The sequence below is a fragment of the Streptomyces sp. YPW6 genome, assembly GCF_018866325.1.
Taxonomy (GTDB): Bacteria; Actinomycetota; Actinomycetes; order Streptomycetales; family Streptomycetaceae; genus Streptomyces.
Window position 1 is genome coordinate 6,820,964 of the sequence record NZ_CP076457.1, and the last position, 12,570, is coordinate 6,833,533.

Sequence of the window (12,570 nt, forward strand, 5' to 3'; positions counted from 1 at the left end):
GGCCCATGCTGCGAACACCGACAGGCGGTGCCGGACACGGCACCGCCACCGCGGAAGCGCGACCGATGAGCATCGGGACAGTGCTCATCCAGTTGCGTGAGGAGTTTCCCGAAGTCACCATCTCCAAGATCCGGTTCCTGGAGGCCGAGGGGCTCATCGAGCCGCAGCGCACTCCTTCCGGATACCGGAAGTTCGCTCCGCGTGATGTGGAGCGCCTCGCCCAGGTGCTCCGGATGCAGCGGGATCACTATCTGCCGCTGAAGGTCATCCGGGAGCACCTGGACGCGCTGGCCCGGGGGGAGCAGCCCGCTCTGCCCTCGCCCGGTGCGCAGCGGGACCTCGGCGACGGGGTGTGGGAGGCCGGCCCGGGTGCCACGACCGCCGCCCGGATCGGGAGGGCCGAGCTGCTCGCGGCCGCCGAGGTCGACGATGACCGGCTGACCGAGTGGGAGTCCTACGGGCTCATCGTGCCGTCCCCGGACGGCGGCTACGACGCCGAGATGGTGACCGTGGCCAAGCTGGTGGCGGATCTGGGTCGTTTCGGTCTGGAACCACGTCATCTTCGGGCCATGCGTGCCGCTGCTGACCGGGAGGCGGGCCTGGTGGAGCAGGTGGTCGCGCCCCTGCGGCGGCACCGTAATCCGCAGACCAGAGCCCATGCCGAGGCCACCGCGAACGAGCTCGCCGAGCTGTCCGTACGGCTGCACGCGGCGCTCGTGCAGAGTGCCCTGCGCACCCGTCTGCACTGACCTCGGCGGTGCCCGACTACCCAAACATGGCGAGCACGTCCTAGGGTTGCTGTGTGAACGAGCTCGACGTTGTCGGTGTCCGGGTGGAAATGCCCTCCAACCAACCGATCGTTCTCCTGCGTGAAGTGGGAGGCGACCGGTACCTCCCCATTTGGATCGGTCCGGGGGAGGCGACCGCGATTGCCTTCGCCCAGCAGGGCATGGCTCCCGCCAGGCCGCTGACCCATGACCTGTTCAAGGATGTGCTCGAGGCCGTGGGCCAGGAGCTCACCGAGGTCCGCATCACGGACCTGCGCGAAGGGGTCTTCTACGCGGAGCTCGTCTTCGCCAGCGGAGTCGAGGTGAGCGCCCGGCCCTCCGACGCCATAGCGCTCGCCCTGCGGACCGGCACGCCCATCTACGGCAGTGACGGCGTGCTGGACGATGCGGGTATCGCGATCCCCGACGAGCAGGAGGACGAGGTGGAGAAGTTCCGCGAATTCCTCGACCAGATCTCTCCGGAGGACTTCGGTACGAACAGTCAGTGACCGTCCCGCGAGGCGGTGCCGTCAGCGCATCCGACAAGCCTTTCCCGGAAACGAGACACGGGAAACCACTCTCAGGGTGATTATCACTCGGCGTGCCGAGTGTGGCGATCGTTGACGCACCCCGGGTGACTGCCTACCTTCGAGTGGGCAGGTCAAGGACGGAGGTCGGCGTGAGAAGCAGCGGCGACGGTACGGCGGCGGGTGGGCCGTATCCGCAGCACGGCAGTGGAGCCGACCACGCCATCAGGCAGCCGGTTCAGCCGGCGGTGGTGGCAGGGGGCGGCAAGGCGGCGAGCGGTGCCGAGGACATCGGCTACCGCGGGCCGACGGCGTGCGCAGCGGCGGGGATCACCTACCGCCAGTTGGACTACTGGGCACGTACGGGACTGGTGGAGCCCAGTGTGCGCCCGGCCTACGGGTCGGGCACCCAGCGTCTCTACAGTTTCCGGGACGTGGTCCTCCTCAAGATCGTCAAGCGGTTCCTGGACACCGGGGTCGCACTGCAGAACATCCGCACCACGGTCCAGCACCTGCGGGACCGTGGCTTCCGGGATCTCGAACGCATGACGCTGATGAGCGACGGGGCCTCGGTCTACGAGTGCTCCTCGCCCGACGAGGTCGTCAGCCTGCTCCAGGGCGGGCAGGGGGTCTTCGGAATCGCCGTCGGCGTCGTGTGGCAGGACGTGGACGCGGCGCTCTCCCAGCTGCACGGCGAGCGCGTCGACACCGGCGAGACGCTCATCGGCCACAACCCCGCGGACGAGCTGGCCCGGCGGCGTAACCGCGCGGGCTGAGCGCCCCGGGCGGGCGGCGCGCACGACGCGGCCCTGCGGCGGACACGGGACGGTCCGGTGCCCCACGGGGTGCCGGACCGGCCCGTTGTCAGTGCCGTAGGGCAGCATCGACGGTGTGAGACCCGCGCCCACCATCCTTCACCTGGACATGGACGCCTTCTACGCGTCGGCGGAGCAGGCGGCCAAACCGAGTCTGCGTGGCAAGGCGGTCGTGGTGGGCGGTCTCGGTCCCCGGGGAGTGGTCGCCACCGCCTCGTACGAAGCCCGGCGGCTGGGCGTGCATTCGGCGATGCCCACCGCCCAGGCCCGGAGGCTCGCGCCGAACGCGGCCTACCTGGTGCCCCGCTTCTCCCTGTACCGGACGGTGAGCGACCAGGTCATGGAGCTGCTGGGGCGGCTTTCTCCCCTCGTGGAGCCGCTCAGCCTGGACGAGGCCTTCGTGGACCTGGAAGCCGGCGGGACAGCCGACGACCCGGCCTCGGCCCGTGCCACGGGGGAGGGGCTGCGCACGGCCATCCGCGCCGTGACCGGTCTGAGCGGCTCCGTCGGACTCGCGGGCTCCAAGATGCTCGCCAAGATCGCCTCCGAGCAGGCGAAGCCGGACGGACTCGTCCTCATCGAGCCGGGCACCGAGCGCGAGCTGCTCGCCCCCCTGTCCGTACGCATCCTGCCGGGGGTCGGTCCGGCCACCGGTGACCATCTCCGGCGTGCCGGGATGACCACGGTCCACGACCTGGCCGAGGCGGGCGAGGCGGAGCTCGTACGGCTGGTCGGCAAGGCGCACGGCCACGGGCTCCACCGGATGGCGCTGGGGCTCGACGACCGGCCGGTGGTCGCCGAGCGGGACGCCAAGTCCGTGTCGGTGGAGGACACCTTCGACGTCGACCTGCACGACCGGGTGCGGGTGCGCGCGGAGGTCGAGCGACTGGCCGTGCGGTGCGTGGAGCGGCTGCGCGCCGCCGACCGGTCCGGCCGCACGGTGGTGCTGAAGGTGCGCCGCTACGACTTCTCCACGCTGACCCGCTCCGAGACGCTCAGAGGCCCCACCGACGACCCCACCGTGGTCCGCGAGGCGGCGGGGCGGCTGCTGGAGTCCGTCGACACCACGGGTGGCGTACGGCTTCTCGGGGTCGGCGTGACCGGGCTCGCCGACTACACCCAGGAGGACCTGTTCGCCCAGGCCGCCGACGCCCGGGAGCTCGCGCGGCGGGCCGCGGAACACGAGGCGCCGGCCGCGGAGGGCGGCGCGGAGGAGACCGTCCCGGAGCCCGCGGCGGACGGCGCCGAGCAGCTCGCCGCGCGGCGCTGGCCCGCCGGACACGACGTGCACCACGAGGAGCACGGACACGGCTGGGTACAGGGGAGCGGGATCGGCCGGGTCACCGTCCGGTTCGAAAAACCGTGGAGCGCACCCGGCCGGGTCCTCACCTTCCGGACCGACGACCCCCTGCTGCGGCCCGCCGACCCGCTGCCGCTCGTCCGCGAGCCGCCCGACTACTCCTCCTGGCCCGCCAGCCTGCCGAAGTCCCGGTCGTCCGGCGCCGCCTTCTCCGGGGGAGAGGAGTCCAGCCCGTAGTGCCGGTAGAGCTGCAGCTCCTGCTCGGGCGACAGGTGCCGGCCGACGCCGAAGTCCGGGGCGCCCTTGATCAACGCCCGGTCGAAGGGGACGCGCAGGGCGTCCTCGACGAATTCACTGGGCTCCAGCGGGACGAAGGCGTCCCTGCTGAAGAGTCCGGTGCGCACGGCCGCCCACTCGGGCACACCCGTCGCGTCGTCGAGATAGACCTCATCCACCGTTCCGATCTTGGCGCCCTTGCGATCGAACGCCTTGCGGCCGATCAGGCGGCGTGGATCGATATCCGTCTGCACGGTGCCTCCCACTGGTCGCGGACTGCTCACGGCGGTCCCTGTCGCTCCACAGCACCAGACAAATGCAGATCCGTGGTGTCGGCCACTCGAGAGCTCCGGCGCGGGGGCCGCTGGTAGGCTGGCAGTGGCTGCTGACCCCGTGCGGGAGAGTCCTCCGGTGGAGAAGCCGGAGGCGCCGAAGGAGCAACTCCTCCCCGGAATCTCTCAGGCCCCCGTACCGCACGGACGAGGTCACTCTGGAAAGCAGGGCGGATCCGTGCGGGCGCAGGCCCAAGTGGACCCGACCCTCACCGACGGTGAAAATCGGCTCGCCCCGGGCGGGCCGGTGAAGCTCTCAGGTTGAGATGACAGAGGGGGAGGCCGTCCGGGCACCCGCGCCGCGGTGCCCCTCGCAGGTCGTGACAGACCAGGAGGCCTCCACATGACCCCCCGTCGCACTCCGCTCTCCCAGCTGGAGCAGGGCATTCCGTTCGAGCAGCGCCACATAGGCCCCGATGCCGAGGCGCAGGCGAAGATGCTCGCCCAGGTCGGCTACGGCTCCCTCGACGAGCTGACCGCCGCCGCCGTGCCCGACGTGATCAAGAGTGCGGAGGCCCTGAACCTCCCCTCGGCGCGCACCGAGGCGGAGGTGCTGGCCGAGCTTCGCTCGCTGGCCGACCGCAACGAGGTCCTGGCCCCGATGATCGGCCTCGGCTACTACGGCACCTTCACGCCGCCCGTCATCCTGCGCAACGTCATGGAGAACCCCGCGTGGTACACGGCCTACACGCCGTACCAGCCGGAGATCTCCCAGGGCCGGCTCGAAGCACTCCTGAACTTCCAGACGATGGTCGCCGAGCTGACCGGGCTGCCCACCTCCGGCGCCTCCCTGCTCGACGAGGGCACGGCGGCCGCCGAGGCGATGGCCCTCGCGCGGCGCGTCGGCAAGGTCAAGAAGGGCGTCTTCCTGGTCGACGCCGACACCCTGCCCCAGACCGTCGCGGTCATCGAGACCCGCGCCGAGCCCACCGGCGTCGAGGTCGTCGTCGCCGACCTGAGCGAGGGCATCCCCGCCGAGATCGCCGAGCGCGGTGTCTTCGGTGTGCTGCTCCAGTACCCGGGCGCCTCCGGTGCCGTGCGCGCCATCGAGCCCGTCATCGAGCAGGCCCACGAGCTGGGTGCGATCGTCACCGTCGCCGCCGACCTGCTGGCTCTCACCCTGCTCACCTCGCCCGGCGAGCTCGGCGCCGACATCGCGGTGGGCACCACCCAGCGCTTCGGCGTCCCGATGGGCTTCGGCGGCCCGCACGCCGGCTACATGGCGGTCCGCGAGAAGTTCGCCCGCTCCCTGCCCGGCCGCCTCGTCGGCGTCTCCGTCGACGCGGACGGCAACAAGGCCTACCGCCTGGCCCTCCAGACCCGCGAGCAGCACATCCGCCGCGAGAAGGCCACGAGCAACATCTGCACCGCGCAGGTCCTCCTCGCCGTGATGGCCGGGATGTACGCGGTCTACCACGGTCCCGAGGGGCTGCGGACGATCGCCCGCCGCACCCACCGCTACGCCGCGATCCTCGCCGCCGGTCTGCGCACCGCGGGCGCCGACGTCGTGCACGGCGCGTTCTTCGACACCTTGACCGTCCGGGTTCCCGGCAAGGCCGCCGGCATCGTCGCCGACGCCCGCGAGCGCGGGGTCAACCTCCGCCTCGTCGACGCCGACCACGTCTCCGTCGCCTGCGACGAGACCACCACCCGCTCCCAGATCTCCGCCGTCTGGGCGGCCTTCGGCGCCGAGGGCGACGTCGAGGCGCTGGACGCCACGGTGGCCGACACGCTGCCGGAGGCGCTGCTGCGCTCCGACGACATCCTGACCCACCCGGTCTTCCACCAGCACCGCTCCGAGACCGCGATGCTGCGCTACCTGCGCAGGCTCGCCGACCGCGACTACGCGCTGGACCGCGGCATGATCCCGCTCGGCTCCTGCACCATGAAGCTGAACGCGACCGCCGAGATGGAGTCCATCACCTGGCCCGAGTTCGGCGCGCTGCACCCCTTCGCACCGGCCGAGCAGGCGCAGGGCTTCCTCACCCTCATCCGTGAGCTGGAGGAGCGCCTGGCGGAGGTCACCGGCTACGACGCGGTGTCCATCCAGCCCAACGCCGGCTCCCAGGGCGAGTTCGCGGGTCTGCTGGCCGTCCGCGCCTACCACCGGGCCAACGGCGACGACCAGCGCACCGTCTGCCTCATCCCGTCCTCCGCGCACGGCACCAACGCCGCCAGCGCCGTCATGGCCGGCATGAAGGTCGTCGTGGTGAAGACCGCCGACGACGGTGAGGTCGACATCGCGGACCTGCGCGCCAAGATCGAGCTGCACCGCGACGAGCTGGCCGTGCTCATGATCACCTACCCGTCCACGCACGGAGTGTTCGAGGAGCACGTCGCCGACATCTGCGGCGAGGTGCACGACGCGGGCGGCCAGGTGTACGTCGACGGCGCCAACCTCAACGCGCTGGTCGGGCTGGCCAAGCCCGGCAAGTTCGGCGGCGACGTCTCGCACCTGAACCTGCACAAGACCTTCTGCATCCCGCACGGCGGCGGCGGTCCTGGCGTCGGCCCGGTCGGCGTCCGCGCCCACCTCGCCCCGTACCTCCCCAACCACCCGCTCCAGCCCGGCGCCGGCCCGGAGACCGGTGTGGGCCCGATCTCCGCCGCCCCGTGGGGTTCCGCGGGCATTCTGCCGATCTCGTGGGCGTACGTCCGCCTGATGGGCGACGAGGGCCTCAAGCGGGCCACGCAGGTCGCCGTGCTGGCCGCGAACTACATCGCCAAGCGCCTGGAGCCGCACTTCCCGATCCTGTACAGCGGCCCGGCCGGACTGGTCGCGCACGAGTGCATCGTGGACCTGCGCCCGATCTCCAAGGCGACCGGTGTCTCCATCGACGACGTCGCCAAGCGCCTGATCGACTACGGCTTCCACTCGCCGACCATGTCGTTCCCGGTGGCCGGCACGCTGATGATCGAGCCGACGGAGAGCGAGGACCTCGCGGAGCTCGACCGGTTCTGCGACACCATGATCGCGATCCGCGCCGAGATCGAGAAGGTCGCGTCGGGGGAGTGGAGCGCGGACGACAACCCGCTGTCCAACGCCCCGCACACCGCCGCCGTGCTCGGCGGTGACTGGGAGCACGGCTACAGCCGTGAGGAGGCCGTCTTCCCCGCCGGAGTGTCCGCCGCCGACAAGTACTGGCCGCCGGTGCGCCGCATCGACGGGGCCTTCGGCGACCGGAACCTGGTCTGCTCCTGCCCGCCGCTGGACGAGTACGACAACTGAATCCGCCTGTCGCAGGGCGCGCGCCGTGAGCGGTGCGCGCCGGACACGCGTCGGGGCCGGTGCGGAGATCTCTCCGGGCCGGCCCCTTATTTTCGTACCGCTTCCCGCAGGGCCGTCGGCTCTCTCGGTACGACCGCTCTCAGGCGGCCTTCACCACGCGGCCGGCTGCCGACGGCCGGTGCGGCGCGATGATCTGCCCGTCGGGCAGCAGCTCGCCGGTGTCCTCGAAGAGCAGGACGCCGTTGCACAGGAGACTCCATCCCTGTTCGGGGTGGTGGGCCGTCAGACGGGCGGCCTCCCGGTCGGGCGAATCGGCGGTGGGGCAGGGTGGCTGGTGCTGGCACATGGATGCGTTCTTTCGCTGCGTCGAGTCGAAGGTCCTGCGGCTGGATGAGTCGTTCATGGCCGCCCCCGTATCAGTCGGTCCGGTCCCAGTGTTGCCCCACGAGGAAGAATCCGCAGGGATTTCGCCGCAGCACCCGTACTCCTCCCATGACGCATCACCCGCGCGGACGGTTCACCGCAACTGCACTGTCCCTCCGGGTGGTTCGGGGTGGCCGGATGGGACTAGTCCGAACGGACAGCACGGCGCCCCCGCGGTGGCCCCTTCCCCGCCGCCCGGAGTGCGGGGGCGGAAAGAGGCGCCGCGGGGGCGCCGTGCCCGGGTCCTGCCGACGTCGCTCAGGCCGAGCTGAGGAGCGGCCCCGGGGACACCCGCAGCGAGATCACGGGGAGCAGATCGGCGACCCGGTGCGGGCGGTGGGCCGCGATGCCCGGCGGGGCCGGCGCCAGGGGCACCAGGACGTCCGTAGGCGCGAGCACTCCGCCGGAGGGATCCGCCGTGGTGTCGCCGTGCAGCCACAGGGTGAGCATGTACAGCTCCGGGATCGACAGCAGCCGCGCCTGGCAGCCCGTGGACGACGCCTCGGCCTGCCGGACGGCCAGCTCGGTCGAGGCGAGATAGGGGCCCTCGAAGAAGTGCGAGAACGTCCAGCCGTCGGGCGTGAGCACGGTGTCCGCCGCAGCGACCGCGCGGCCCTCGCTCCGGATGAGGAACCGCCAGGCCGCCAGCCGGGTGAGCGGCGCCGTCCCGGTGGGAGCGATCCGGTCCAGCACGTGCACGGGAAGCGGTAGTTCGGGGCTCAGCGGTCCCTGGACGGACCGCAGGGCGGGGGTTCGGGCTTCGCGGACGGCGGTGGGAGAACCGAGGGCCGCGAGAACGCTGCGCAGGGCGGGCGCGGGAGCCGGGGGAACATGCAGCGGCATAGTGGGTCGCCTCTCACTTCGGAGACACGGTGGAGCTTGGGCGGGTGCAGACGGCGCTGTCGGCGTACGGGCCGGAGAAGGCCGGTGACGGGCGAGTCGTATCAACTCTCTGCCTCGTTGAGCGCAGTTTATATGACGCGTGTTCACACGGTGTTTCCGCTAGCAGTCGGGGATATGTCCCGCAAGGCGCCATCCGGCCTTCGAATCGCGGTATTCCTGAGGATTTGATCGGGCGCGGCCGACGCCGACCTGGGGACCTTCCGGTGGCACGGACGGCCGAAACTCATCGGTGTTTTCGCCACGCATGATCCGGCCGAAAATGCCCCGCGCCGCATGCCGCGGGAATGTGCCCCCGGTCTCCTGCAACCAGACTATCGGGTTTCGGAGGCCCGCGGGGGCGTTACGGATCACTCCCGCTGGGCATTATCGATCGTGATGCGAGCGGCCCGGGTCGCGGGCCGCCCACTGGAGGAGGGACCCCTCGATGGGGGAGAAGGTCGTGGCGGGAGCCGTTGACCTGTCCGATCGACAGGCGTACCGGACGAAGCTCAACCGGTGCCTGGAGGGGCTGGGGAGACTTCTCGAGGAGCGGAGGTTCGACCGTCCGCGGAACTTGATGGGGCTGGAGATAGAGCTGAATCTCGCGGGTTCCGACGGGATGCCCCGGATGATGAATCAGCAAGTGCTCCAGCGCATCGCGAGCCGGGATTTCCAAACCGAACTGGGGATGTTCAATCTCGAAGTGAATATAGTCCCCCACCGTCTCGGCGGCCGGGTATTCGATCAGCTCTCGGAGGAGTTGCGGACCGGCCTCGCCTATGCCCACCGGAAGGCGGGTGAGGTGGACGCGGGGATCGTGATGATCGGAATCCTGCCCACGCTGGGGCAGCACGACGTGGTGTCGGCGAATCTCTCGGACGTGGACCGCTACACCCTGCTCAACGATCAAATGGCGGCCGCCCGGGGGGAGGATTTCGCCCTGGACATCGAAGGCGTCGAGCGACTGGTCTGTACGTCGCCCTCGATCGCCCCGGAGTCGGCCTGCACCTCGGTCCAGCTGCATCTCCAGGTGACACCGGCCCGGTTCTCCGACGTCTGGAACGCCGCGCAGGCGATCGCGGGCGTCCAGATCGCGCTGGGTGCCAACGCCCCGTTCCTGTTCGGCAAGGAGCTCTGGCGCGAGTCCCGGCCGCCGCTGTTCCAGCAGGCCACCGACGTACGGCCGCCGGAGCTGGTGAACCAGGGCGTACGCCCCAGGACCTGGTTCGGGGAGCGCTGGATCAGCTCCGCCCGCGAGCTGTTCGAGGAGAACCTGCGGTACTTCCCGCCGCTCCTGCCGATCTGCGACGACGAGGACCCCCTGAAGGTCCTGGACGAGGGCGGGGTGCCCGAGCTGGGCGAGCTGGTGCTGCACAACGGCACCGTCTACCGCTGGAACCGCCCGGTGTACGGGATCGCCGACGGTGTTCCCCATCTGCGGGTGGAGAACCGCGTCCTGCCCGCCGGTCCGACGGTCACCGACGTGGTCGCCAACGCCGCGTTCTACTACGGGCTCGTACGGGCGCTCGCCGAGGAGTCCCGGCCGGTGTGGAGCCGGCTGCCGTTCGAGGCAGCCGAGGAGAATTTCACCGAGGCCTGCCGGCACGGCATCGAGGCCGAGATGCTCTGGCCCCGTTCGGGCCGCTCCGGTGGACTGGCCAGGGTTCCCGCCGTGCAGCTGGTGCTGGAGGAGCTGCTGCCGCTGGCCGCCGCCGGACTGGACGCCTGGCACATCGAGCCGGCGGACCGGGACCGCTGTCTCGGGGTGATCGAGGAGCGGTGCAAGCGGCGCGTCAACGGGGCCTCGTGGCAGGTCGCCACGTACGACCGGGCCTTGGAGGCCGGGCTCGGACGGGACGCGGCACTCGCGGCCATGACGCGGCGCTACGCCGAGCTGATGCACGCCGGGGAGCCGGTGCACACCTGGCCGGTGGGGTTCCCGGCACCCTGAGGCGGCGGCGTGAGCGGGCAGCGGACGGGACCGGCAGGAGGCCCGCCGCTCCGGTGCGGCTGGCCCTGCGTCCGCCGCTCAGGGGTGGTGCGGTGCTGGTCCCGGGGCCGTCACTTCTGGGTGCTGTGGCTGCTCCGCGGACTGTCTCTCCCGGGCGCTGCGGCTGGTCCCGGACCGTCACTCGCGGGCGGCATGGCGGTTCCGTCCCGGCGCCATGATCGCCTGGAGGATCACCGCCCGGATCGCCGCCCGGATATCGGCCTGGATCACCGCCCGGATCTCCACGGGGTCGCTCACCTCGTAGCCGTCGCCGCCGGTGACCCGGGCGATCCCGGCGACGTCGTCGCGGTCCGCGTCGGGTCCGACTGCGGTCGTGATGACCGGGACGGGGCGCTCGGGGGTCGGCGAGTTCCTTCAGCTCGGCGACGAGCAGCTCGGTGACGAGCCCGCTGCGCGTCACGCTGTTCGCGTCCTCGTCGGAGTCGGAGTGGGAGCCGTCGGTGAGGGTCACCAGGGTCGCGCCGGGTCCGCGGCGCCGAGGCGCACCCGGTCCGACCCGAGGACCCCGGCCACCAACTCGGCCCAGGGGTACGTCTTACGGGGCCGGCCCAGGTCCCGCGAGGCGGAGGGCACCACGGCCACGGCCTCCGGCGAGGTGGCCACCGGGTCGGACGGGGAGACGGGGATGCCCTCGCCGAACCCCTTGGCCCGCTCCAGCCACAGGCCGGAGTCGGGCAGCCGGATCTGGAAGTCGGGTTCGCCCCCCGCCGCCAGGGCCTCGGCGCCCTCGTGCGCACCGCGGGCCCGCACTTGCACCGCCGGGCAGAGGCGGTCGGCCTTCACCTCGTCGGCGCGGGCCTGCTCGGCCAGGGAACGTACGGCGGGGCGATGTCCGGGGACGCGACCACGGACAGGTGCACCGCGGAGTCCTCGCAGGACTCGGAGAACGACGACAGGCCGTCCGAGGCCGCGACGGCCGTCCCCGTCGCCACGGCCAGCACGAGCAGGGTGGCGACGGCGACCGTACGACGCCGATGCCGCGTGCTCGGGTGACCCGGCGTGCCTCCGCCATGTGGCTGTCGGGCAAGCTATGACGTCCCATGTCGGTGACACCCCTCCTGGAGGATCAGAGAAGGGAATGGGGGACCCGGCCATCAGCGATGAGTGGTCGTCCCCCGGCCTGTCGCACATGATCTTCGTACCTGTATTCGAGACCCTGGCGGGATGGTCGGTGGCATGAGACGCGATGGCAGAACAGAAGGCAGGTGTGCAGGTGGAGGCCGGGCGCGTGGCTGATTCTTCTTCCCAAGAGGCCGTGTCACGAACGATCTTGCGGTCCGAGGTGGTGCTGGTCCTGGCGCTCTCTCTGGGGGCCAGCGTACTGTCGGCCCTCATCAGTTTCATCGGATCGCTGACGAAACCGGGAGGATTGAAGGACCAGGCGGCGACGCTCAACGGTTCGTACGCCCCGGGCCGTCCATGGCTTGATCTGGCATGGCAGATGTTCGGGATCGCAACGGCTCTGGTGCCGGTCGCGCTGGTCGCGCATCTGCTGATCAGGGAGGGAGCGGGCCTGCGGGCCATCGGCTTCGACCGGGACAGGCCCTGGTCCGATCTCGGCCGGGGAACCCTGGTCGCGGCCGGCATCGGCAGCGCCGGCCTCGCCTTCTACCTGGTCGCCCGCGCCACCGGGTTCAATCTGACGGTCGTTCCCGAATCCCTGCCCGACGTCTGGTGGAAGTTCCCCGTACTGATCCTGTCGGCCATCCAGAACTCCGTGGTGGAGGAGGTCATCGTCGTCGGGTATCTGCTCCGCAGACTCGGGCAGTTGGGCTGGACGCCGACGGCCGCCCTGGTGGCCAGCTCCGTACTGCGCGGGTCGTACCACCTGTACCAGGGGATCGGCGGTTTCCTCGGCAACGTGGTGATGGGCGTCGTCTTCGTGCTGCTCTACCGGCGCTGGGGCCGGGTGGGTCCACTGGTGGTCGCGCACGCGCTCCTGGACATCGGGGCGTTCGTCGGGTACGCGCTGCTCGCGGGCCGGGTGGACTGGCTGCCGACGCCCTGA

At 71.1% G+C, this 12,570-nt stretch carries 12 protein-coding genes and 1 riboswitch; of the genes, 7 read left to right on the forward strand and 5 right to left on the reverse strand.

Going from position 1 to position 12,570, the window contains the following annotated elements; all coding sequences use genetic code 11:
• The first annotated feature begins 5 nt into the window (after nucleotides 1-5).
• The 4 genes from KME66_RS29950 (at nucleotide 6) to KME66_RS29965 (ending at nucleotide 3,646) form a co-directional block, all read left to right on the forward strand.
• Nucleotides 6-749: a MerR family transcriptional regulator gene (locus tag KME66_RS29950; RefSeq protein ID WP_073224601.1), complete on the forward strand. Its 744-nt coding sequence runs from the start codon at nucleotides 6-8 to the stop codon at nucleotides 747-749.
• A 53-nt stretch (nucleotides 750-802) separates the two neighbouring features.
• A complete protein-coding gene (locus KME66_RS29955; protein ID WP_006123076.1) occupies nucleotides 803-1,276 on the forward strand; it encodes a bifunctional nuclease family protein in 474 nt (157 codons plus the stop codon).
• Nucleotides 1,277-1,446: 170 nt separating this feature from the next.
• The gene (locus KME66_RS29960) at nucleotides 1,447-2,070 is read left to right on the forward strand and encodes a MerR family transcriptional regulator (RefSeq protein WP_216327976.1); all 624 of its coding nucleotides are present in this window, start codon (nucleotides 1,447-1,449) and stop codon (nucleotides 2,068-2,070) included.
• Between the two features lie 115 nt (nucleotides 2,071-2,185).
• Entirely contained in the window at nucleotides 2,186-3,646 is a 1,461-nt protein-coding gene (locus KME66_RS29965; protein ID WP_073224604.1) for a DNA polymerase IV, read from the forward strand.
• Here KME66_RS29965 and KME66_RS29970 read toward each other — a convergent pair.
• A complete protein-coding gene (locus KME66_RS29970) occupies nucleotides 3,565-3,939 on the reverse strand; it encodes a PRC-barrel domain-containing protein (protein WP_073225074.1) in 375 nt (124 codons plus the stop codon). The genes KME66_RS29965 and KME66_RS29970 overlap by 82 nt on opposite strands.
• A gap of 132 nt (nucleotides 3,940-4,071) precedes the next feature.
• Nucleotides 4,072-4,169, forward strand: a riboswitch (glycine riboswitch).
• Between the two features lie 191 nt (nucleotides 4,170-4,360).
• Here KME66_RS29970 and gcvP point away from each other — a divergent pair.
• Nucleotides 4,361-7,246 carry an aminomethyl-transferring glycine dehydrogenase gene (gcvP, locus tag KME66_RS29975; protein ID WP_216327979.1) on the forward strand — a complete coding sequence of 962 codons (2,886 nt, stop codon included), beginning with the start codon at nucleotides 4,361-4,363 and terminating at the stop codon, nucleotides 7,244-7,246.
• A 139-nt stretch (nucleotides 7,247-7,385) separates the two neighbouring features.
• Here the strand turns inward: gcvP and KME66_RS29980 are convergent, their stop codons facing one another.
• Both KME66_RS29980 and KME66_RS29985 read right to left on the reverse strand, forming a co-directional pair.
• A complete protein-coding gene (locus KME66_RS29980) occupies nucleotides 7,386-7,592 on the reverse strand; it encodes a DUF5999 family protein (protein ID WP_018516173.1) in 207 nt (68 codons plus the stop codon).
• A 335-nt stretch (nucleotides 7,593-7,927) separates the two neighbouring features.
• On the reverse strand, nucleotides 7,928-8,512 hold the full coding sequence (locus KME66_RS29985) for a hypothetical protein (protein ID WP_216327982.1): 585 nt from the start codon (nucleotides 8,510-8,512) through the stop codon (nucleotides 7,928-7,930).
• Between the two features lie 484 nt (nucleotides 8,513-8,996).
• Here KME66_RS29985 and KME66_RS29990 point away from each other — a divergent pair, with 484 nt between their 5' ends.
• Nucleotides 8,997-10,502, forward strand: a complete 1,506-nt coding sequence (locus tag KME66_RS29990; RefSeq protein WP_073224612.1) for a glutamate--cysteine ligase — start codon at nucleotides 8,997-8,999, stop codon at nucleotides 10,500-10,502.
• A gap of 507 nt (nucleotides 10,503-11,009) precedes the next feature.
• Here the strand turns inward: KME66_RS29990 and KME66_RS34245 are convergent.
• Together KME66_RS34245 and KME66_RS34250 are read right to left on the reverse strand one after the other, a co-directional pair.
• Nucleotides 11,010-11,312: a hypothetical protein gene (locus tag KME66_RS34245; protein ID WP_253208505.1), complete on the reverse strand. Its 303-nt coding sequence runs from the start codon at nucleotides 11,310-11,312 to the stop codon at nucleotides 11,010-11,012.
• A gap of 29 nt (nucleotides 11,313-11,341) precedes the next feature.
• A complete protein-coding gene (locus KME66_RS34250; protein WP_253208506.1) occupies nucleotides 11,342-11,494 on the reverse strand; it encodes a hypothetical protein in 153 nt (50 codons plus the stop codon).
• A 296-nt stretch (nucleotides 11,495-11,790) separates the two neighbouring features.
• Between KME66_RS34250 and KME66_RS30000 the strand changes: the two genes are divergently transcribed.
• Complete coding sequence (locus tag KME66_RS30000; protein WP_216327985.1) at nucleotides 11,791-12,570, forward strand: CPBP family intramembrane glutamic endopeptidase; 780 nt, start codon at nucleotides 11,791-11,793, stop codon at nucleotides 12,568-12,570.